This window comes from Chryseobacterium contaminans (assembly GCF_001684955.1).
Taxonomy (GTDB): Bacteria; Bacteroidota; Bacteroidia; order Flavobacteriales; family Weeksellaceae; genus Chryseobacterium; species Chryseobacterium contaminans.
The window spans coordinates 1-21538 of the sequence record NZ_MAYF01000319.1 but is presented as its reverse complement, the minus strand read 5'-3'; the positions used below and the strand labels follow the sequence as shown (position 1 = coordinate 21538).

25 protein-coding genes are annotated in these 21538 nt (G+C 34.9%); 12 read left to right on the top strand and 13 right to left on the bottom strand.

What is annotated here, in order from left to right:
- Positions 1-132 precede the first annotated feature (132 nt).
- Both BBH99_RS16885 and BBH99_RS16880 read right to left on the bottom strand, forming a co-directional pair.
- Positions 133-972, bottom strand: a complete 840-nt coding sequence (locus BBH99_RS16885; protein WP_073300604.1) for a GLPGLI family protein — start codon at positions 970-972, stop codon at positions 133-135.
- 153 nt (positions 973-1125) lie between these two features.
- Positions 1126-1593, bottom strand: a complete 468-nt coding sequence (locus BBH99_RS16880; RefSeq protein WP_066698372.1) for an acyl-CoA thioesterase — start codon at positions 1591-1593, stop codon at positions 1126-1128.
- A gap of 120 nt (positions 1594-1713) precedes the next feature.
- On the opposite strand from BBH99_RS16880, the gene BBH99_RS16875 reads away from it, so the two are divergent.
- Both BBH99_RS16875 and BBH99_RS16870 read left to right on the top strand, forming a co-directional pair.
- Positions 1714-2067: an arsenate reductase family protein gene (locus BBH99_RS16875; RefSeq protein ID WP_066698370.1), complete on the top strand. Its 354-nt coding sequence runs from the start codon at positions 1714-1716 to the stop codon at positions 2065-2067.
- A gap of 3 nt (positions 2068-2070) precedes the next feature.
- The gene (locus BBH99_RS16870) at positions 2071-2514 is read left to right on the top strand and encodes a hypothetical protein (protein ID WP_066698367.1); all 444 of its coding nucleotides are present in this window, start codon (positions 2071-2073) and stop codon (positions 2512-2514) included.
- A gap of 101 nt (positions 2515-2615) precedes the next feature.
- Here the strand turns inward: BBH99_RS16870 and gcvT are convergent, their stop codons facing one another.
- The 3 genes from gcvT to idi are packed head-to-tail and all read right to left on the bottom strand — an operon-like array spanning position 2616 to position 4684.
- Positions 2616-3692, bottom strand: a complete 1077-nt coding sequence (gene gcvT / locus BBH99_RS16865) for a glycine cleavage system aminomethyltransferase GcvT (protein ID WP_066698364.1) — start codon at positions 3690-3692, stop codon at positions 2616-2618.
- Positions 3693-3701: 9 nt separating this feature from the next.
- On the bottom strand, positions 3702-4172 hold the full coding sequence (locus BBH99_RS16860) for a hypothetical protein (RefSeq protein WP_066698355.1): 471 nt from the start codon (positions 4170-4172) through the stop codon (positions 3702-3704).
- Positions 4173-4174: 2 nt separating this feature from the next.
- The gene (idi, locus tag BBH99_RS16855; protein ID WP_066698352.1) at positions 4175-4684 is read right to left on the bottom strand and encodes an isopentenyl-diphosphate Delta-isomerase; all 510 of its coding nucleotides are present in this window, start codon (positions 4682-4684) and stop codon (positions 4175-4177) included.
- Between the two features lie 315 nt (positions 4685-4999).
- Here idi and BBH99_RS16850 point away from each other — a divergent pair, with 315 nt between their 5' ends.
- Both BBH99_RS16850 and BBH99_RS16845 read left to right on the top strand, forming a co-directional pair.
- Positions 5000-5410, top strand: coding sequence for an LNS2 domain-containing protein (locus BBH99_RS16850; RefSeq protein ID WP_066698346.1), 411 nt, complete (start codon positions 5000-5002; stop codon positions 5408-5410).
- Positions 5411-5496: 86 nt separating this feature from the next.
- Positions 5497-6456 (top strand): D-2-hydroxyacid dehydrogenase, encoded by a 960-nt coding sequence (locus BBH99_RS16845; RefSeq protein WP_066698327.1) that lies wholly within the window; start codon positions 5497-5499, stop codon positions 6454-6456.
- A 74-nt stretch (positions 6457-6530) separates the two neighbouring features.
- Here BBH99_RS16845 and mscL read toward each other — a convergent pair whose 3' ends face one another.
- Complete coding sequence (mscL, locus tag BBH99_RS16840; RefSeq protein ID WP_066698324.1) at positions 6531-6911, bottom strand: large conductance mechanosensitive channel protein MscL; 381 nt, start codon at positions 6909-6911, stop codon at positions 6531-6533.
- A gap of 246 nt (positions 6912-7157) precedes the next feature.
- On the opposite strand from mscL, the gene BBH99_RS16835 reads away from it, so the two are divergent.
- Complete coding sequence (locus tag BBH99_RS16835) at positions 7158-8675, top strand: bifunctional ADP-dependent NAD(P)H-hydrate dehydratase/NAD(P)H-hydrate epimerase (RefSeq protein WP_066698321.1); 1518 nt, start codon at positions 7158-7160, stop codon at positions 8673-8675.
- A 186-nt stretch (positions 8676-8861) separates the two neighbouring features.
- Here BBH99_RS16835 and lgt read toward each other — a convergent pair whose 3' ends face one another.
- Complete coding sequence (gene lgt, locus BBH99_RS16830; protein WP_066698374.1) at positions 8862-9710, bottom strand: prolipoprotein diacylglyceryl transferase; 849 nt, start codon at positions 9708-9710, stop codon at positions 8862-8864.
- Between the two features lie 449 nt (positions 9711-10159).
- Positions 10160-10375, bottom strand: a complete 216-nt coding sequence (yidD, locus tag BBH99_RS21945; RefSeq protein WP_225717812.1) for a membrane protein insertion efficiency factor YidD — start codon at positions 10373-10375, stop codon at positions 10160-10162.
- Positions 10376-10511: 136 nt separating this feature from the next.
- Here yidD and BBH99_RS16825 point away from each other — a divergent pair, with 136 nt between their 5' ends.
- The gene (locus tag BBH99_RS16825; protein WP_066698319.1) at positions 10512-11789 is read left to right on the top strand and encodes a replication-associated recombination protein A; all 1278 of its coding nucleotides are present in this window, start codon (positions 10512-10514) and stop codon (positions 11787-11789) included.
- Positions 11790-11840: 51 nt separating this feature from the next.
- On the opposite strand, the gene BBH99_RS16820 is transcribed toward BBH99_RS16825, so the two are convergent.
- The 5 genes from BBH99_RS16820 to BBH99_RS16800 all read right to left on the bottom strand — a co-directional run bounded on the left by BBH99_RS16820 (position 11841) and on the right by BBH99_RS16800 (position 17188).
- Positions 11841-12260: a hypothetical protein gene (locus BBH99_RS16820; RefSeq protein ID WP_066698317.1), complete on the bottom strand. Its 420-nt coding sequence runs from the start codon at positions 12258-12260 to the stop codon at positions 11841-11843.
- 113 nt (positions 12261-12373) lie between these two features.
- On the bottom strand, positions 12374-14596 hold the full coding sequence (locus tag BBH99_RS16815) for a DUF2339 domain-containing protein (protein WP_066698315.1): 2223 nt from the start codon (positions 14594-14596) through the stop codon (positions 12374-12376).
- A 108-nt stretch (positions 14597-14704) separates the two neighbouring features.
- On the bottom strand, positions 14705-15412 hold the full coding sequence (locus BBH99_RS16810) for a hypothetical protein (protein WP_066698312.1): 708 nt from the start codon (positions 15410-15412) through the stop codon (positions 14705-14707).
- 358 nt (positions 15413-15770) lie between these two features.
- Positions 15771-16619: a prephenate dehydratase gene (gene pheA / locus BBH99_RS16805; RefSeq protein WP_066698310.1), complete on the bottom strand. Its 849-nt coding sequence runs from the start codon at positions 16617-16619 to the stop codon at positions 15771-15773.
- Between the two features lie 137 nt (positions 16620-16756).
- Entirely contained in the window at positions 16757-17188 is a 432-nt protein-coding gene (locus tag BBH99_RS16800) for an acyl-CoA thioesterase (RefSeq protein WP_066698309.1), read from the bottom strand.
- 136 nt (positions 17189-17324) lie between these two features.
- On the opposite strand from BBH99_RS16800, the gene dnaA reads away from it, so the two are divergent.
- The 6 genes from dnaA to BBH99_RS16770 all read left to right on the top strand — a co-directional run.
- Positions 17325-18779, top strand: coding sequence for a chromosomal replication initiator protein DnaA (gene dnaA, locus BBH99_RS16795; protein ID WP_066698306.1), 1455 nt, complete (start codon positions 17325-17327; stop codon positions 18777-18779).
- Positions 18780-18895: 116 nt separating this feature from the next.
- Entirely contained in the window at positions 18896-19348 is a 453-nt protein-coding gene (locus BBH99_RS16790; protein ID WP_066698302.1) for a low molecular weight protein-tyrosine-phosphatase, read from the top strand.
- 2 nt (positions 19349-19350) lie between these two features.
- Positions 19351-19851 carry a nuclear transport factor 2 family protein gene (locus BBH99_RS16785; RefSeq protein ID WP_066698299.1) on the top strand — a complete coding sequence of 167 codons (501 nt, stop codon included), beginning with the start codon at positions 19351-19353 and terminating at the stop codon, positions 19849-19851.
- Positions 19852-19855: 4 nt separating this feature from the next.
- On the top strand, positions 19856-20554 hold the full coding sequence (locus BBH99_RS16780; RefSeq protein ID WP_066698296.1) for an SAM-dependent methyltransferase: 699 nt from the start codon (positions 19856-19858) through the stop codon (positions 20552-20554).
- A 10-nt stretch (positions 20555-20564) separates the two neighbouring features.
- The gene (locus tag BBH99_RS16775; protein WP_066698292.1) at positions 20565-20846 is read left to right on the top strand and encodes a hypothetical protein; all 282 of its coding nucleotides are present in this window, start codon (positions 20565-20567) and stop codon (positions 20844-20846) included.
- 4 nt (positions 20847-20850) lie between these two features.
- A partial coding sequence (locus BBH99_RS16770; protein WP_066698290.1) for a hypothetical protein occupies positions 20851-21538 on the top strand: 688 nt, incomplete at its 3' end.

The following is a 21538-nucleotide window of genomic DNA, read 5'->3' as shown; positions in this document are numbered from 1 at the left end:
AGGGGTGGGCTTTAGCCCACTCAATAAATAAAATATTCAAATTCCATTGGCTTTAGCCAAAACCTAAAAAATGTATGTCTATCATTTTTACGGTCTCAATAGGAAATCAAAAGGAATTGGTGATATTGAAGTTTAATATATCGGATAATGCATCGCCTTATCAATTTCAACAGGGTTATTATACTTTCTGATGACCTCCTGCATACTTTTGGTTTGAGTATTCAATTCATCCACATTATGAATTTCCTTCCCGTTGATATTAATTTTCAGGTCATTATTGGATTTGCTGAAATTATTCCTTTCAAAGGCAAAAGGATCATTATAAAATTCCATAATCAGTTTATGTTTTTGCTTTTCATTGATAGGAATTGCTTTATTTCCGAAATTGGATTCCAGGAAATCTGAAGTGGAGTAGATTTCCGGAAGTTCTTTGCTTTTTACAAGAGTATACATGAAATTTTTCCCGGTATCTGATAATTCAAAGATCAAACCGGGTAATCCGCGTAGTTTAAATGGACCTTCATTAAATGGAATATCTTTAGAGAACCATGCCGTCCAGCTTCTTCCCCCAAATTTTGTTGTGGCTTTTTGCAGGGTATAATTTTCTACTTTTTTTGTTTCATCCGCAATCGTCCAATTCATTTTATCCGTTGTTCTAAATGAATAATATCCATTTTTAATATTGATGAAATTTTCATTGTCAAAAGAATTGATCTTTCTTTTTACTACCTGACCTGTCATATCAGTATAGCTGGAGTTCATTCCGAATTTTTTATTCAAGGAATCCGTAATAGCGAGATCTCGCCCATAGAACTTCACTTCTTTTGGGGTGATATCCAGGATCATATTTACTTTTTGATATCCTGCTTCAGTAGAATCCATTTTATACTGAAGCTCATAAATAAACCTATGTGTTTGAGCTTGAATAAAAACTATCAACAGAATAGCCGTGATTGTAAGAATATTTTTCATAATATATTTGGAATGGGTTGATACTAAATTAGTTAATTCAAAATTTCTGTACAACATACTATGAAAAACTATATATATAATTTTAAGTGTTGACTTTGAGTTCCATGGAGCTCTTTTTTATCCTTGCTCTAAGAAGTTTCAACTTTACATTTCTTATAAAAAAGGTTTCATTTCATCCTCAATCTGCGTTCTCAGCTCCATGAGGCGTTTAGCATATTGTTCCTGTTGTTTTTCTTCTTCAGTTTCAGGAATCCATTTGGGAACCGGAAGTTTTTTACCATTCTCATCCACGGCTACAAAAACGATGATGCAGTGGGTTTTTTTATCAAAAGTAGGTTGCTTCAGGTTTCGGGAAAAAACATTGATGGCGATGTGCATGCTTGAACTTCCTGTATAGATCACCTGAGCATCTACCTTTACCACTTCACCAATTTTAATGGGTTCATAGAAACGGATTCCACCAACATAAACGGTTACAGAATAATTTCCACTCCAGGTGGTAGCACACGCATAGCCTGCCTGATCAATCCATTTCATAACGCTTCCGCCGTGTACATTTCCACCGTAATTAACATCTGATGGCTCTGAAATAAACTGAAAAGTAATAGGTTTGTTCTGCATCTTTATAAAATTTGAATAAAGTTATTTAATAATTTCGAAAGTTTTAGATTAAATCCTACTTTTGAAACGCGAAATAATAATGAAGTGGAATTTTAACCAATAAAAGAATTAAGAAGAGCAATGAAGAAAGTATTTTACCTGAATACCTGCGATACCTGCAGAAAAATTTTAGCACAATTTGACCTTACAGACTGGGAGCTTCGTGAGATTAAAAAGCAGCCTATTACCAAAGAAGAATTAGAAGAAATGTATAAGCTTACAAAATCGTACGAAACTTTGTTCAGCAGAAAGTCTACTCAGATTAAGTTGAGAGGGCTGGATGTGAAGTCTTTGGGTGAGAAAGATTTTAAAGAATTACTATTGGATCACTATACTTTCTTAAAACGTCCTGTTTTCATGACTGATAAAGAGATTTTTATAGGAAACGATAAAAAGAATGTTGAAGAGCTGCAAAAGTTCTTTGGTGTGATATAATATATGGGATTAGGCTTAGAAATTTATCTTATATTTGATATAGAAGAACCTTTTGAAAAATATTTGGAACTAAAAGATCGTTATCTTTTTGATCATAGAAGCGGTTTAAACCTGATAATGACAGGAGAGGGAGATGCTGGTGATGAAGATCGGTTATTAAGACAAGTAGAAAAGGTTTTAAATATTGATCTTACATTGCTGGATTTCTGGGATTATGCTGATGAACATGAAGGTTATATAAATATAAAACCTTTATATATGAAACTGATTGAATTGCAAAATGCATTAGTAGAAAATCCTGAATACTATCGAAAAATATGTTGGGGTCATGACATAGAAGATAAATATTTGAAAGATAACTTTTTGAAAGATGTACGTTTTTTAATTGAAAGACTAAACCTGAATCTTGAAAATGGAGCCTCTCTTGTAAAATATATTTCAGACTGAAAATTTATATTAAAACAGAGCTTACTTATATAAGAAATAAAAAAATCAGCCTCGTAATTTTTACGAGGCTGATTTACTTTTAAATATTTTTTTTGAACAGATTATACAAAAGGAGCTTTCACCACTTTTGCAGGAATGTTCTTGTTTCTTACCTGAATAAAAATTTCAGAACCTAACTTGAAGTGAGGCTTGTCTACATAAGCAAGACCTAAACCGATCTTTTTCATTGGAGACTGAGTTCCTGAAGTTACTTTCCCAATTACATTTCCTTCAGCATCTACAACAGGGTAGTCATGTCTTGGAACTCCTTTATCCTGTAGCTCGAATCCAACTAACTTTCTTGTTACTCCTTCCTCTTTCTGTTTTGCGAAAACCTCTTTAGAAACAAAGTCTTTATCAAATTTTGTAATCCATCCTAGGCCGGCTTCAATTGGAGAAGTAGTATCGTCAATATCGTTTCCGTAAAGGCAGAATCCTTTTTCAAGTCTTAAAGTATCTCTGGCAGCTAGCCCGCAAGGAATAATTCCTTCTGATTCACCTGCTTTCATTACTTCATCCCAAAGTTTTTCAGCACTTTCGTTCTTGAAATAGATTTCAAAACCTCCGCTACCTGTATATCCTGTGTTGGAAATGATAACGTCATTTACTCCGGCAACACTTCCTACTGTAAAGTGATAGTAAGGAATTTCAGAAAGGGTTACATCCGTAAGTTTTTGAAGAATTTCAGTAGCCTTAGGACCTTGAACTGCCAATAACGACATGTCATCAGAAGCATTCGTCATTTTTGCACCGAAAGTATTATATTTTGAGATATGATTCCAGTCTTTATCAATATTGGAAGCGTTTACTACCACGAAGTATTTGTCATCCTCCATTTTGTACACGATAAGGTCGTCTACAATTCCTCCGTTTTCGTTAGGAAGACATGAGTACTGAGCTTTTCCGTTTTCAAGAGTATCTACATTGTTGGTTGTTACAAATTGTAAAAGATCTTTAGATCCCGGACCTTCAATAAAAAACTGTCCCATGTGGGAAACATCAAACAGTCCTGCTTTTTCTCTTACTGCAAAATGCTCCTCCGTTACTCCTGAATATTGTACAGGCATTTCAAAACCTGCGAAAGGTACGATCTTAGCTCCTAATGAAACGTGCTTGTCGTACAAAGCTGTTTTCTTCATATTTAATTTTTATTTCTTTATTTTAAAACTGTTAAAAGTCTCATTAAATAGGGTCATATAGTTTCCGTTCCAGAATTTCTGGCCACAGTTGATAGTGACTAGATACAAGTCTTTATCTCTTTGAAAAGCTCTTGTGATCCAGAAAAGTTTTTCCTTTTCGTCAAAATATTCGTAGAAATATTCTGTATATCCTTTTTTACCTCTGCTTTCCTTTACCTTTTTTTCTTCATCCTGAGATTTATAAAGAGCCAGAATGAATTTCTTCGTTTCGGTTTTAGGAAGATTCAGATCGTGGTATTCGGAAATGGTTATTGCTCCGATTTCACTGGTAGGGAAAATATTGATGATATCACTGTCATTGGTTGATCTCCAGCCTTCAGGAACATTGATAGAGTAGTTGGCACTATCATAAGTTGTTGCTTTTTGTGCAAAAAACAGGCTTCCTGATAGAATGGCAGTAAAAAGAAGGATTTTTTTCATCGTTAAAAATGGTGTTTATATTCTTCAAGGATAATCTTGAACCATTCTGTAAATTGTTCGGGATTTTCAGAAATCTCCTTATCCAGCTGTTCAGGAGAAATAAATCTTACTTCTTCCACCTCGTCTTTATTGAGATTAAATCCAGATTCGTAATTTCCTACAAAAACATGGTCCAGTTCATGTTCCCACAAGCCACCACCTACATCTGCTTTGTAAATAAAATTGAATTTTTCTGAAAGTTCAGCCTCTATTCCCAATTCTTCTTTCAATCTTCGTTGGGCTCCGGCCAGATAAGTTTCCCCGATTCTTGGGTGTGAACACACAGCATTGGTCCATTTATTGGGAGAATGGTATTTTCCTGATGCTCTTTTCTGAAGAAGCATTTCGCCCTTACTGTTGAACAGAAATACGGAAAAAGCACGGTGTAACAGGCCATTGATATGAGCCTGCTGTTTTTCCATCAAGCCCAAAACCACATCATCAGGATTTACTAAAACTACTAATTCTTCCATTTCTACAAATGTAAGCGTAATAAATGTATTTTGGAAATTTTTAGGAAAACATTATATCTTTTGAATGAACAGAACCGAGAATAAATATGGAATTTTGAAAGTTAGGTTAGGTTCATTAAAACATCAAATATTCTCTATTTCGATATCTAAACTAAAATTTAAAAAGAAAAATTTTAATCAGAACTGTCTAAATTATGAATAAAATGTTTATATTATTTATTAAATAACGATTTTTATAGTAAATTTTTAACATAAACTAAGATTAATACATCTGATAGTTATAAAAACCGTAACTTTGTTACTCAAATTTTCGTGATGGAATTAGAATACATAGAACACATCAGTCCTATTCTCAAGGATGGAGTTAAAAATTACTTAATTGATATAGACGGAACCATTACGGATGACGTTCCTAATGAAGAACCGGAAAGAATGGTTACCTGTGAACCATATCCTGACGCTTTGGAAACTATTAATAAATGGTATGATGAAGGGCATCAGATCTGTTTCTTTACCTCAAGAACTGAAAACCTGAAGCAAATCACTATTGATTGGCTGGATAAGCACGGTTTCAAATACCACAGTGTACTTTGTGGAAAACCAAGAGGAGGAAATTATCACTGGATTGATAATCATTTGGTACGAGCTACAAGATACAAGGGAAGATTTACAGACCTGGTAGAAAAGCAAGTAACCATAGAAGTGTTCAAAGAAGACGAAGAATAAATTTAATATAACGAAAGATTTAAAAATTGAATGGAGCCTATCCTTTAATTTTTAAATCTTTCAACTTTTAAAACATAGTTGTATTTATGAAAGTTTTAGCTAATGACGGCCTAGACCAATCTGGAATTGATGCATTAACAGAAAAAGGATTCGAGGTGATTACTGCAAAAGTTCCACAGGAATTTTTAGTAGATTATATTAATGAGCATCAGGTACGTACTTTATTGGTAAGAAGTGCCACGCAGGTAAGAAAAGATATTATAGATAACTGCCCATCATTGGAGATTATCGGAAGAGGTGGTGTTGGAATGGATAATATTGATGTAGATTATGCAAGAGAAAAGGGGATTCATGTGATCAATACACCGGCAGCTTCTTCAGAATCGGTTGCAGAGCTTGTTTTTGCCCATTTATTTTCCGGAGCCAGATTCCTTCAGGATTCCAATAGAAAAATGCCTTTGGTAGGCGATACAGAATTTGCAGGACTTAAAAAAGCATATGCCGCAGGTATTGAATTGAGGGGGAAAACGATAGGAATTATCGGGATGGGAAGAATTGGTCAGGAAGTAGCAAGAATTGCCCTTGGATTAGGAATGAGAGTAGTGGCTGCAGATAATAATGTAGGAAGAGCAAGCATTAAAGTGAAATTCTACAACAATCAGTTTATCAACGTAGATATCGAAACAGAACCTTTACAGGATGTTTTAAAACATTCAGACTTTATTACTCTTCACGTTCCGGCTCAGAAAGACGGATATATGATTGGCAAGAATGAGTTTGAAATTATGAAAGATGGAGTAGCAATAGTTAACTGTTCCAGAGGTGGAGTCATTGATGAAACGGCTTTAATTGAAGCTTTGGATTCCGGTAAAGTGAAATTCGCGGGACTGGATGTTTTTATTAACGAACCAACACCTTCTAAAGAAATTCTTAACCATTCCAAAATTTCCCTGACACCGCACACAGGTGCTTCTACACTTGAAGCTCAGGACAGAATCGGGCTTTCTTTGGCAGATCAGATTTCAAGTATTTTACAGATCCAGTAATTAGATCAATAATATAAAAAGTAAAAGCACCTTCTGGAAAAGGTGCTTTTATATTTTAAACTGTTAATGACAGATTATATATTGTTCTTGCTTTTCAATAAATCTCTGATTTCAGCCAATAACTTTTGATCGTCTGTTGGTCCTGCAGGAGCAGGAGCTTCTTTTTTGTTGATCTTATTAGCTCCTTTAATGATCCAGAAAAGAACCATGGCAATACACAGGAAGCTGATTACTGCAGAAAGGAAATTACCGTAAGCAACGCCATTCCATGTAAGTTTGGCAATATTTTCCGCGCCAGCTGCTTTAAGTGCAGGGTTTAAGATCAAAGGGGTAATAACATCTTCCACTAAAGATGAAACAATTTTACCAAATGCTGCACCAATGATCACACCGACAGCAAGATCGAGAACATTTCCTTTAAAGGCAAATTCTTTAAATTCCTTAACAAATCCCATAATTTATATTTTTTTAATTAGTATATACACAAAAATATAATTAAAAAATGTAAAAAACACTACTTTTTGTAGTTTTTTATCCTTAAAACCTGGATTTTTGTTCTAAATCGGTATCGTCTTTTTTAATAGAAATCGTAACTTTAATCTTATATTTTACCTCATTAATGATGTCCCTGTATTTTTGTTGCCGGGGCTATATCCGTAATGAGATATCTTTTATAATTTATTTAAAAGTAAGATTTACCCATGAAGATTTTTACTGCTACACAAATCAGAAGCTGGGATCAGTTTACCATATCCCATGAACCTATATCTTCCGTTCAATTGATGGAAAGAGCTTCAACCGCTGTTGCCAATTGGATATCAGAATATTGTAAAGCTCACAGGAAAGTAGCAGTTCTTTGCGGAAACGGAAATAATGGCGGTGATGGATTTGCTGTAGCGAGAATGCTTTATCTGAAGGGTTTTGATGTGGATGTATTTGTGAATGATCTCAAAGGAAAATTCTCAGAAGATGCAGCAGTAAATTTTAAAAGATTAGGCGGGGTTTCCGGAATTTCTGTACGAACCTTCAAACAGATTGAACACTATACCTTTGATGATAAAACAATTATTATTGATGCCCTCTTCGGAACCGGATTATCAAGACCATTGGCTGATGAATATAAAGAACTGGTAGAATGGATCAATAAAAAAGATCATCTTAAAATAGCCATAGATATTCCGTCGGGAATTTCTAGTGACGGACTCTTTGATGGTGACTTCAGTGCTTTAAAAGCTGATTATACACTAAGTTTTCAATGCTGGAAAAGAAGTTTTCTCCATCCGGAAACCGGAAAATATACCGGAAAAGTTTTCATTTTAGATATCGGACTTAGTGATCAGTATGAAGAAACAACAGAAACCTACTATTTTTCAGCCGATGATTCTGTTGTAAGATCACTTTTTAAACCAAGAAATGATTTTGCTCACAAAGGAAATTATGGCAAAGCAATTATTGCAGGCGGAAGCTATGGAAAGATCGGCGCAGTGGTACTGGCTACAAAATCCGCTTTGAAAACAGGTGCTGGGCTTACTTTTACACTGGCTCCTCAATGTGGTTATGAGATAGTACAGATGTCTTGTCCGGAAGCTATGTTTATAGAAGGAGGAGGCCGTTTTATTAAGAATTTTGATATAGATAAAGGAACAACCATAGGAATTGGTCCTGGTCTGGGCACTCATGAAGAGACCCGAAAAGGGCTTTTTACTTTTCTTAAAGATTATAAATCTCCATTGATATTGGATGCAGATGCATTGAATATTCTTTCTGAAGATCAGAAAAACCTGCAGTTGATTCCAAAAAAATCAATTATTACTCCTCATCCCAAAGAGTTTGAAAGGTTGTTCGGTAAAACGGAAAATTCATTTAAAAGATTAGAATTGGCTAGGGAAAAAGCAAAGGAATTCAGTATTTATATTGTCTTAAAAGATCACCATACGCAGGTGATTACCCCTGAAGGCAATGTTTATTATAATCTGACGGGTAATGCCGGGCTGGCTAAAGGAGGTAGCGGAGATATTCTGACCGGTATTCTGACTTCACTTTTAGCTCAGGGATATTCTGAAAAAGATTCCAGTATCTTGGGAGTCTGGTTACATGGGAAAGCTGCCGATTTTGCAGCAGAAAAGCATTCAAAAGAGTCTATGCTTCCTACCGATGTAATTGACGAACTGGGAAATGTTTTTAATGACTTAAATAGAAAAACAGAAAGAAATTTATAAGTAAGTTGAGCGCATTTAGCTTTTCAACTCTTCTTTATAAATATGGCTGTGTCATTCTTAATATAATAGAGTGGAATAAAGAATCTCTTGGGAAAAGTATATAATTGTTTAAATCTAAACGTAAAAAAGGCAAATCTGTAATTACAAATCTGCCTTTTTATATTTTTAATTGTCTGTGTAGTCTAATTACTCAGGTTTTGCATTTTCTTCTTCCGTAATTTTAAATTTCTTGGAAATAAACATAATGATAACACCGGCAATCATAAATGGGATAGATAAAACCTGTCCGGTATTTAAACCGCCGATCTGGATAAATTCATCCCCTTGAGGTTCTTTCAGGAATTCTACAAAAAACCTGATGGCCCAAAGGATAATAAAGAACAACCCGAATAACCATCCTTGCTGATATTTTTTATTCGTTTTTCTGTAAAGAATCCATAGTAAAATGAACAGGGCTACATATCCTACAGCCTCGAATAACTGGCTCGGATAACGTGGAACGGTAAGCCCATATTCGCTGCTTTGCTGTGGGAAAAGTAAAGCGAAAGGAGAATTAGGATCAGCAGGTTTTCCTACAATTTCAGAATTGAAGAAGTTTCCCATTCTTACAAATGCTCCCCCTAAAGCTACCACGATTCCTAATCTGTCATAAACCCAGAAAGGATTTTTCTTAATGATTTTGTATGAGTAATAAAGAGTGGTAAGAATTAATGCGATTGTTGCTCCATGGCTTGCCAACCCGGAGAATCCCGTGAATTTGATCCCGTTTTTAGTGCTGATCGGTAAAAATACACTCCAGAAATCTTCTTTAAACAGTTCCGGCTGATAGAAAATAACATGTCCTAATCTTGCCCCAAGAATAGTTCCTATTAATGTCCATGTGAAAAGCGGCTCAAGATATTTCTGATTAACATGATCAATTTTAAAGATTCTGGTCATTAAAACATATCCGAAACCAAATGCAAACACAAACATTAAACTATAAAAGTGTAATGTAAATACCCCGATATGAATGCCCTTTGAAGGATCCCAGATTTTGAAGGATGTTTTAAGCGCTACTTTATCAGCATCAGAGATCGGTTTTGCAGACTTTACGGCATATTTGAATGTTGTGATATTATCCTGGGTAGGAGCAGTACCAATTAATTTGAAATTTTTATCCAGAAACTGGTATTGTGAATCCTTGAATCTTGCCAGTGTGGAAACGCTGTAGTTATAGTAAGCAGGTTCAAAATTAGATTCGTTCAGGATAACAAGGACATTATCTTTAATACCTCTGTCTGGAAAAGCAGCCAGGTCTCCCATTTCTGTAGTGGAATAGATCTTCACGGGAACATTGTTTCCATTGATATCTAAAGTTCCGTCAGATAAACCTCCGGGATATTCCTGTGCAAAAAGGCACTGAGTAACCAATGCAAATATGACAAGGTAAATTCTGAAAAAAATATTACTCATTTTTCTATTGATTTAATAGTTTGTTGCTTTTATTGATGTTTATGTTTTGGTGGAACAGGATCGTAGCCGCTTCCTCCCCATGGATGACACCGTAAAATCCTTTTCAATCCCAGCCAGAATCCTTTAAATATACCATGAACCTGTAAAGACTCTATCATATAATGTGAGCAGGTGGGTTCGTAACGGCAATTTTTAGGAAGTAAGGGCGAGATAAACCACTGGTAAAATTTTATCAAAATTACCATAGGAAATGTAATGATTTTATTGAATGTAAGTTTCAAAACAATGCAAAAATAGGGTAAAAAAATGAAAATTAGTTTAATTTTGTTAGAAGTTTCAGAGCATAGAAATCTGAAATATTGATCTTAAAAATAAAATACTTTGAATCAAAATATTCCATTAGCCGAGAAATTAAGACCTAAAACCCTGGATGAAGTTTTGGGGCAGGAGCATCTTACCGGCGAAAAAGGGACGATCAGGAAAATGATCAATAGCAATACCCTGAATTCTCTGATCTTTTGGGGACCTCCGGGAACAGGAAAAACCACATTGGCAGAAATTATCTCTGAAAGTTCAGGACGGAAGTTTTATAAACTTTCCGCTGTTTCTTCAGGAGTGAAAGATGTTCGGGATGTAATTGAAGATGCTAAGAAACAAAATTTGTTTTCGGGAAAATCTCCTATTTTATTTATTGATGAGATTCACCGTTTTAATAAATCCCAGCAGGACTCTTTGTTGCATGCTGTAGAAAAAGGCTGGATCGTTTTGATAGGAGCTACAACAGAAAATCCAAGTTTTGAGGTTGTTTCCGCTCTGTTATCCAGAAGCCAGGTGTATATTCTGAAAGCTTTAAGCTATGAAAAGCTTGAAGAGCTGATTGATATCGCTTCAGAAAGATATAATAAAGACGAGGGAACAGATTTTAAAATTCTTGAAAAAGAAGCACTGATCCAGTATTCCGGAGGGGATGCCAGAAAACTGATTAATTCTGTAGAGCTGGTTTTGAACCAGTATAAAGATACAGACACCCATGAGATTCTTAATTCAGATGTGTTGGAGGTGCTTCAGGAAACAATGGCACTCTATGATAAGAATGGGGAGCAGCATTATGATATTATTTCGGCATTCATTAAATCAATGCGGGGAAGTGATCCTAACGGAGCTGTATATTGGCTGGCGAGAATGCTTGTAGGAGGAGAAGATATTAAGTTTATTGCCAGAAGAATGCTTATTCTGGCAGCGGAAGATATCGGACTGGCTAATCCTAATGCACTGGTAGTGGCCAATAACTGCTTTCAGGCCATCAATGTGATTGGAAATCCTGAAGCAAGAATTATTCTGAGTGAAACAGCGGTATACCTTGCCGTTTCTCCGAAGAGCAACTCTGCATATATGGCTATCAATGAAGCAATGGCATTGGTGAAACAAACAGGAAATCTACCTGTACCTCTTCATTTAAGAAATGCCCCTACCAAATTGATGAAAGATCTTGATTATGGAAAGGAATATAAATACGCCCATTCTTACGAAGGCAATTTTGTAGATCAGGATTTTCTTCCTCAGGAGATCAAAGATGTAAAACTCTATGAGCCGGGAAACAATTCCACAGAAAAAAAGATTCATGAAGAACTGAAGAAGAAGTGGGGGAAGAAATATTAAATAAAAAAGGATAGTGTTTTTTTACGCTATCCTTTTTTATATTGTTAAAAATTACTTCGTTGTGTAGATAAAGTAAGTTGGTTTTCCGTTGTAATCTTTTTTCTCTGTCTTTGCTATAATTGCCGTGAATATTTTAGTAGATGAATCTGTAAATTCATATCCATCAATAAAAACAGGATTATCAGCAGGAATATTGATCTGTTTATTTAGCTGTGCTAATGACATCTTATCAAAACCATTGTTTTTATTAAGTTTATATACAGAGACTCCATTCGTAAAAACAGAACTGTACTTTTTCAAATTGGCAGGAAGGCTGGCAGCGGTATTGTAAACCTTCAGAACCTGCATACGTGGGCTCGCAGACTTGAACAGATCTTCTGTTCCAATCATATTATCAGCTACTGCAAGCTTTTTTTGTGCAAATAAAGTTGCAGATGACAGTATTAAAAAAGAATAGAGTAATTTTTTCATAATCAGAATATGTAACTGTTAAAAACGTGATAAATATAGTTATTTTTTATAAAATGTGAATTAAATATTAAGATGTTTTACATTTTATTTAGAAATAAAAACTTTTAAGCCAATTATGATTCCTCGTTTTTTTTATTTTTTTCTTTAGTGTCAACCATATTTTTGATAATATTTTTAAGACGCTGAAAAGTAAATGAACTTAGCAATAAGATAACTCCAAGCGCAATGAATGCACTGATCCTTGATATATTATCCATTTGCCACACATCATAACCATAAAGTTTTAAAACCATCAGGCCAATAAGCCCAAACCCAACCTTATTATATTCCTGAATGTTTTTTCTTAATCCTATATAAATAAATATACTTGCCAGGATGGTCCAGATGATGGGTAAATAGAGAATATTGAAATGATTCTTTACGGCATAAGAATCCACAATATCATGAGCTGATGTCATTACATATAAATGACGCAGCTCGCAACTGATTGAAATGATGAATGCCAAAGAAATGACCCAGTATGATATTTTTGATTGATGGAATTTTGTATCAGGAATAATTTTTAAAGACAGAAATATAAAAGGTATCCATTGAAGGAAATGCAATAGATAGAAATTGTTCTGAAGTTGCTTTGATAAAATATCCGTAACTACTGATGAGGTGGTTATAGAGATATTAACTATAATCAGGGAGAAAAATACATAAATTAATCCGGTCTGAAGAAATTGGGGGATGCTCAGTTTTTTTCTGAAGAATAATAATATGAAAATATAATAGATGCTGTATAATAGTGCTACACTGGCTATCGCTATCCAAGTCATTGTATTGATATGGTAAATAATCTCAAAAAGTATAGCGGCGTATATCACTCCATAGCTTGCAGTTGTAATAAGATCTTCAAAAAAAGAATGGGTTCCGGTTTCTGTTTTTTCGCTGGTATTTTTTAATAAATATAAATTGATTCCGATGGAAACAATAGTTACCAGGCTTGTTAAAAATATAGGATTGAAGATGATGCTAAGATTGGAGGCATTAAAATATTCACACCAGGTAATAAACTGCGCAAGAATAACCAATGGGAAGAGGACATAAAAACATGTTTTGAAAATTTTATGACTTGTTTTTTTCCATATAAAAAGGAGTAGAGTAGCTTCTATCGCCCAAACACTGGTAATAAGATGGGTTTTAAACTGTAGAGCGACAGCTATAGTAATTAAGCTGATGGTTATTCCTGTAAAAATAGAAAAGGGAATCCCAAAATTTCTTTTTCCATATTCCCTGAAAAGAAGAATGCTATTCACGGATGCAAAAATAAGAGGGAAGATGATAACCGGTTCATATTGTAATTCATTGAAGATATAAGTTAGACCTATAATGCTTGAGAAGTTAACAAGGGCTAGCATTAAAATATCCGGAACAGAAAGTTCATTTTTTCGGAAGTAATGATAAAGAGCAAAAATGTAAAAAATAATATAGTTGATAAGATAAAAAACAATGCTTAAAAGTTCAGGAAGATCTACTGTCCAGTAAAAAAGATAGATGCTTGTGAAAATATAGGCTGTCCATCCCACGCTTTTCCAGTGCTTAAGGAAGGCAACAGCCAGCATTCCGATATTTAATAAGGTAAGATAAGTGAAAAGGAACAGGTAGTTATTCTCACCCGAACTAATCATTAAGGGTGCCGTGAAGCCGCCAATTAATGAAAATATGATTAAAACTTCACTTCTGTAATAATAGGAAAGAATGATAGCAACAGCAGTAATTACTGAAGTAATAATAAAAGCTGTATTTTGACTGAAAAGATGATATTCTCTGAAAGTGATAGTTGTTGTGAAATATAAAACGGCAATTCCGCCTCCTGTGATAATGGATGCAAATGTTTGGTAATTTTTTCTGAGGAAATGTCCTGCCAATATAATGGCTGTTCCTGTACATAGGCCAATTCCTGCTCTTGTGGTTTCGCCAATCCAGTTCTTGTCAATGGCGTATTTTACAAAATAACCGATTCCGAGAACGAGTGTAAAAATACCTATAACAGTAAGGATATTCTGTTTTAAAAATTCAAAAACAGGATTTAGCCAGTCTCTTTGAGTATTTTCTTTGCTTTCATGTGGAGTGATAACCTCTCTGTGGGGTTCATGCACTGATTCCTGTGGCTGAATAATGATTTCTTCAGAAGGAGTTTCTTCCTGTGGATGTTCAGGGTGTATTGTTTTTTTATTGATTCTTAATGTCAGATCAGATACCTCTTTTTCAAGTTTCCGGATTTTGGTGTTCAGGTTGTTGAAAATAATGGCAATAACTACAATCAGGATAACCGCAAGATACTCATTCATTATATAGGTTTTATCAAATATAAAGAATTTTAAAATGGTATTTAAAAATTAACCCATCGCAATTAGAGGCGATGGGTTAACGATATAGATAACTAACAATATGTCTTATTAATTAGATACTTTGTAAATAGTGAACGAAGCGGTACTTGATCCCAATATTCCTGCATCAAGCAGAGAAGAACCTACAAGTCCAAAAGAGATCTTATCTCCTGCTTGCAGAGAATATATTGAATTAATACTTGCATCTGAAATTGTTAATTTTAATAAAGTAACATCAATACCACTGAAGGCGCGGCTATCAATTGTAGTGGCAACCCCATTTCTGGTTCTTACAATTCCAACGCCGGGTGAGTTTGCTAATAATGAGGCTTGTACCCCGGTTCCATAACGGAATGAAAATCCTATGTAATAAACTCCGGTAGATGGAACAATGAAAGTATTATCTGTATCTGAAAACATTGCTGCAGAACCTATCGTTCTTTCTGCTGCTAAAAAGTTAACTGCTCTGAAGCCGGAAGGAAAAAGACCAAGACTTAAAAGGTTTATTCCAGTAGATTTTCTGGCTGCATACATTCCTGAGTTGACGCCAGAAGCATCTATTAATAACTGCGGGTCAACCATAAAGACCTGCTCACTTCCTTCATTTAGGGCCAAAATCTGATATCCAGGTAAAGCTGTTGCCGCTGGAGTGTCTCTTACTTTTAAAGTACCATTTACATCAAGAGTTGCTGATGGAGTAGCTGTGTTAATTCCTACTTGGGAAAATAACGGTAGAGTAGCAAAGGCTACAATCAGGCTGTAGATTTTAGTTTTCATGATCAAATTTTTATTTAGTTGCTAACAAATATACAATAAAAATTATACTCTACATTGTGAAATTTATATTTTTTACATTATTATGATGTGATATTTTTAAACGTTTGTTTATATTTTAACATATATAATTAAATATTTTAATTACGAGTTATTTTTACGTTATTTTAGTAAAGTGGTGTTTATGAGGCTTTTGGAACGAAATAATTTCCCTGTTGTGTGGGTTATTTTATTGGAGTTATATAGTTTTGTAAATACGATATTTTGTAGTAAAATATTTTTATTTTTTAGATTATTTGTGTGTAAAATAAAAAACACTGCTGGTAATAGCAGTGTTTTTTTTATCTGTATGTAACATATTTTAGCTCTCTAAAAGGAATTCTTTATAGTTTCCAAGGAAATCTACATCCGCGTTAATGGATTCAAGTTCTTTTAATGCATTTCCATGCAGTACATCTTTCCATGGTCCTTCTACATTAATAAAGAAGAAATAATTACCCAATCCGGTCTTTAATGTTCTGGATTCGATTTTACTGAGGTTCATCTTTCTCCACGCAAAAACAGATAGTACCTGATGCAGTCCTCCTGGGTGATCCTCAGGAAGGGTAATAAGCATTCCCGATTTCTCTCCCAATGTTTCCAGCTGGCTGTTATCATACTTGTTCTGCTGCTTGGAGATGATGATAAACCGGGTGTGGTTTTGTTCAAAATCCTGAATATTACGGTTGATGATATTTAATCCATATAAGTTGGCCGCAAACTGATTTGCTACCGCGGCAATTTTAGAATCTCTGTTTTCTGAAACAAATTTAGCCGCCGCTGCTGTAGAAGAAAAGTCCTGTTTAGGGATTCCTTTATAATGAGTATCTAAAAAATGGAAACTCTGAGCCAGTGCCTGCGGATGAGAGTAAATCTTTTCTATTTCCTCGATAGAGTTTTCAGGATGAATCATCAGGTGATGGGCAATAGGCATTACAGCTTCTGCTTCAATTTTAATGGACGGTGTCTTATACAAATAATCCAGCGTCATTGATACGGTGCCTTCTATAGAGTTTTCCAAAGGAACAACAGCTTTAAGCGCTTCTCCGCTCTCTACAGCTCCGAAACAATCAAGGATGCTTGCTTGCGGTAAAAGTTCATCATCAGGAAAAAGCTGTGCAGCAGCGAGCTGGGTAAAGCTGGCATGAGGCCCCAAAAATGCAATCTTCATAAAGTAAATATATAAGGTATTGTTGTTATCAAAAGACAAAGGTGCGAATTATAGTTCAAAGTTCAAGGGAAGAGGAGCCAAAGTTCAATATTTGAAATGTAAAGGGGTTTCTTCTCCATACTTTTACTCCTTATCCTTTATAATAATGTATCTTCTGCAGTCTCTTTCCAGTTGGCCTCAATCATTTCCATCAGGAAATCAGGGCATTTGATGATTTTATTGGTTTTAGTGTCCAAAAAGAAAAGAGTAGTGGATGCTTCAGTAATTTTAATATGCTCTTCATTGTAAATCTCATACTCAAATTCAATTCTTACCCCGGGAATTTTTTTTACATAAGTATGAATTTCTAATTTTTGATCATACAAAGCTGGACGAATATACTTAATTTTATAATCCGAAACAGGTAACCAAATTCCTTGGTTTTCAATTTCATCGTATGAAATTCCTATACTTCTGAAGAGCTCAACCCTGCCCACTTCAAAGTACTGAGCATAGTTACCATAGTATACATATTTCATGGGGTCTGTTTCTGCGTAACGTACTCGTATTGAGTGTGTTGTGTGTATCATTTTAAGTCTTTAATTATACATACAAATATATTTTTAAATAATCAATACCTGCAATATTTTTTTTTAAAAAGAAAAAATTGGACCTTTGTCTCCCTTCTAAAAACAGTACAAACAAAAGAATAATCAGGGCATAAAAATGGATGACAACTTAATGATGATATGGCAGAAGTGCCTTCAGTTTATGCGCGATAACTTGAACGCAGCTGAAGATAATTCTGACCTGAAAAAACTTGAAAAATCTTTCGATATGTTATTCGATAAGGTACAGCCACTTTCATTAGTGTCTAATAACCTTACGCTTATCGTACCGAGTGATTTCTACAAGGAATATATAGAGGATAACTATTTGTCCTTACTTTCTGCTGCCCTGAAAAAAAATGTAGGAAAAGGAGTTAAATTATGGTATTCCGTAATGGAAAACAGACCAAAAGGTGAAGAAAAGCCGGTTACCATGAACATGAAAGGACAAAGTGTTCCTACTCCAAAAACACAGGAAACAATGCCGCAAGGATTTTCTGCTAATATTGTAAACCCTTTTGTAGTACCGGGAATCAAAAAAGTAAATATTGATTCCAACCTGAAACCAGACTATTCTTTTGACAGCTATGTAGAAGGAGAAAGCAACAAATTTGCTGCTACCGTAGCAAGATCTATTGCGAAAAGACCGGGAGCAACAGCATTCAACCCATTATTCCTATATGGAGGATATGGAGTTGGAAAAACCCACTTAGGCCAGGCGGTTGGTCTTGAAGTAAAGAATCAGTTTCCGGACAAAGTAGTTCTTTACTTATCTTCAGAAAAATTCATCCAGCAGTTTATTTCTGCTGCAAAAGCACATAAGCAGACAGAGTTTGCGAATTTCTACCAAATGGTAGACGTATTGATTATTGATGATATTCAGTTCTTATCAGGAAAATCAGCAACTCAGGATAGCTTCTTCCACATTTTCGATCACCTGCATCAAAATGGAAAGCAGATCATCCTTACTTCTGATAAAGCTCCTGCAGACATTATGGATATTCAGGATAGGATTGTTTCCCGTTTCAAATGGGGACTTTCTGCGGAGATCAAATCTCCGGATTTATCCACAAGAAGACAGATCATTGAAGACAAATTAAGCAGAGACGGAATTGTTCTTCCGGGAGATATGCTGGACTTCCTTGCGGTTGAAACCAAAACAAACGTAAGAGAGCTTATTGGAGTTATTAACTCGGTAATTGCATATTCTACAGTATATAAGAGAGATCTGAGTCTTGAATTATTAAAAGAAACCATCAACAGAATTGCTGCCAACCAAAAGAAGGTGATCAATATTCCTTATATACAGGAAGTGGTTTGCGATTATTTTGGAATCAAAAAAGAACAGCTTCTTTCTAAAACAAGAAAAAGAGAAATCGCTTTACCAAGACAGCTGGCGATGTATTTCTCAAAAGAGTTTACCAATTCCACATTCACTAAAATTGGTGAAGAAATGGGAGGAAAAGATCACTCTACAGTAATGTATGCTTGTGATACCATCAAGGATGTTTCCAAAATTGACAAAGAAATCAAAAAATACGTTAAAGACCTTACCGAGAGAATTAAGCAGTAAGATCATCTTAACTTAAAATATTAAAAAATGGAGAATAGTTGTATTCTTCATTTTTTATTTAGATTTGTTGAAGCTAATAAATGTTTATTGCAGTTTAATTTATTAAATATCAGACTATGAAAATCCTGATGGTTTGCCTTGGAAATATTTGCAGAAGCCCTTTAGCTGAGGGAATTATGAAAGCAAAAGTACCGGAAAGTTTCTTGGTGGATTCTGCCGGAACAATTTCTATGCATGAAGGTGAACACCCAGATAAAAGAGCCATAAAAACGGCTGCCCATCATAATATCGATATTTCCAGACAAAGATCAAGACCCATCACTAGAAGGGATTATGAAACTTTTGATAAGATTTACTGTATGGATATAGACGTAATGGAAGATGTTATTTCCAAAGCTAAAAATGAAGAAGAACGTCAGAAAATATCATTATTCCTGGAAGTATTGGGAGATCACAAAAATGCTGAGGTTCCGGATCCCTATTGGGGAGATATGAAAGATTTCGAAAATGTTTTCCAGCTTTTGGATAAAGGATGTGATGCCATTAGAAACCAAATACTAATATCCTAACCATGAAAAGACTGCTCTTATTACTTGTCCTAAGCTTTAATTTTTCTTTTGCCCAAACCAGGGATGAAAAAGAAATTCGTAAAGTAATGAATAACTTTATGGAAAGTATTAAAACCAGGAATGAAGCTCAATATCTGTCACTATTTCAGGAACCGGTGCTTTGGACCGGAATTTACAAAGACAGAACGCAGGCTAAACGCCTGGAGAAAAATCCCAAGGCAGAATATTATTTTGCTGATGATTATAAAGCTTTCATTAAAGGCTTTAAAGACGACAAATCTGAAGAAAAATTTGACAATATTAAAATCGTTGAAGATGGAGCAGTAGCTTCTGCCAATTTCGATTACAGTTTTTGGTATGACGGTAAAATGGAAAACTGGGGAAAAGAGATCTGGACACTGATGAAAATCAATGGAATCTGGAAAATAACTTCTGTTACCTTTTCCATGGACCTTGCAAAGTACTTCCCACAACCCTCACTAAACGAAAGAACTAAAAAATAAAACAATGCTTTTTTTACTCCCTGCTTATTTATCAGAAAACACCTCCATTACTCATTTTGCACCTGTTATTAAGGAATATATCATGCAAACGGATTACTTCTTCGTGGAAAATGAGAAAACAGCCAGAAAGGTTGTTAAATTCTTTGCTCCCGAAAAGAAGCAGGCAGACCTGAAGCTGTTTTTACTAGATAAGTATACGGAAAACGCAGACATTAAAGAAGCCCAGCAGCTGATGCTGAAAGGTCAGGACTTCGGATTGCTTTCAGAAGCAGGATTACCGTGTATTGCTGATCCGGGCAACCTGATGGTAAAGTGGTGCCATGAGAAGAATATCAGAGTGATTCCTATTTCCGGGCCTTCATCCATTATTTTAGCTTTAATTTCCAGTGGGTTCAACGGGCAGGAATTTACTTTCCATGGCTACCTTCCGATAGATAAAGGAGAGAAAAAGAAGCAGATTCAGCAGTTGGAAAGCCTTGTGCAGAAAACCGGTTATTCTCAGATTTTTATGGAAACTCCTTACAGAAATAACCAACTTATCGAAGATTTGACTAAATTTCTGTCTCCTAATTCCAAGCTTTGTATTGCTGCCAATATCAATGACCCGGAACATGAGTTTATTAAGACAAAAACGGTTAAAGACTGGCAAAAACAAAAGCCTGAGCTTCATAAAGTTCCTGCTGTATTTGTATTGGGAAAATAAAAAACTAATAATGAAAAATAACCCATTCCTCACTGTTATTCTATTGTTCTGCATTCAGGTATTGCTTGTGAAATACCTGGATTATACAGATTTCGGGATGGGAGAAGGTGTATCTTTAGCTTTTATGTGTTTTTTTATTCCCACTGTTTCTGTGGTTCTTAATTTGTTTCTCGGAGAATCCAGGTATAAAAAAGCATTCAGGTATTTTACTTTTTTTATTGTCATCATCTCCCTTTTGGCATTTGTTGCATTGTCTTACTTAGGGGCTTTAGGGAGAGCTTATCAACATTAAGAGTATGAAGAAAACGGTCATAGATTATCTGAATTTTTGTCTGGCAGGCGTTGTTATCGTACTGGCTTTTCTTTATGGAATGGCTTTATTTAGAAAAAAAGAATTTGATAAAGTCAGCTGGTCAGCAAAGATCATAAGCTCGGAGCCTAATTCAACAGATGAAAAAGCAAATATGCTGAAGATCATTGATGCAGTTTTTATCAATACTTTTAATCATTCCAAAAACACTTTACATTTTGATTCTCCAAAACTGATTTTTTCAAAAGGACCTGATTCTGCCTATTTTTGGAGCCAAGATGACCTTTTACCAGATTCTTTATCAGTTAAATACTTTTCGGTTGATGAAAAAAAGTTCTATCAGCTGAATACAAGGCTATCTTTAGAAAATAAGAGCAAAAGTGCAGATCTGAAGGTTTGCATTCAGCCGGGCGGTAAAGTTTCCGTGACTATTGAGCAGCCTGGGAAAAATTTCGAAGCAAAACTGGCAGGAAATTTTCAGGCAAAAGAAATTCCTGGAGCATTGAAAATGTTGGTATACAGAAAACATAGTGGAGAGGAATATAATGAGTTTCCATCTTTGAAAAGCGTTTCAGATTATTCAGATATGCTTATTCAAAAATATGAATGGATGGTGAGAATTGAAACTGAAAATTCGGAGAATGTTTCAGAAATTTCAGCGTATGCTTTTGATG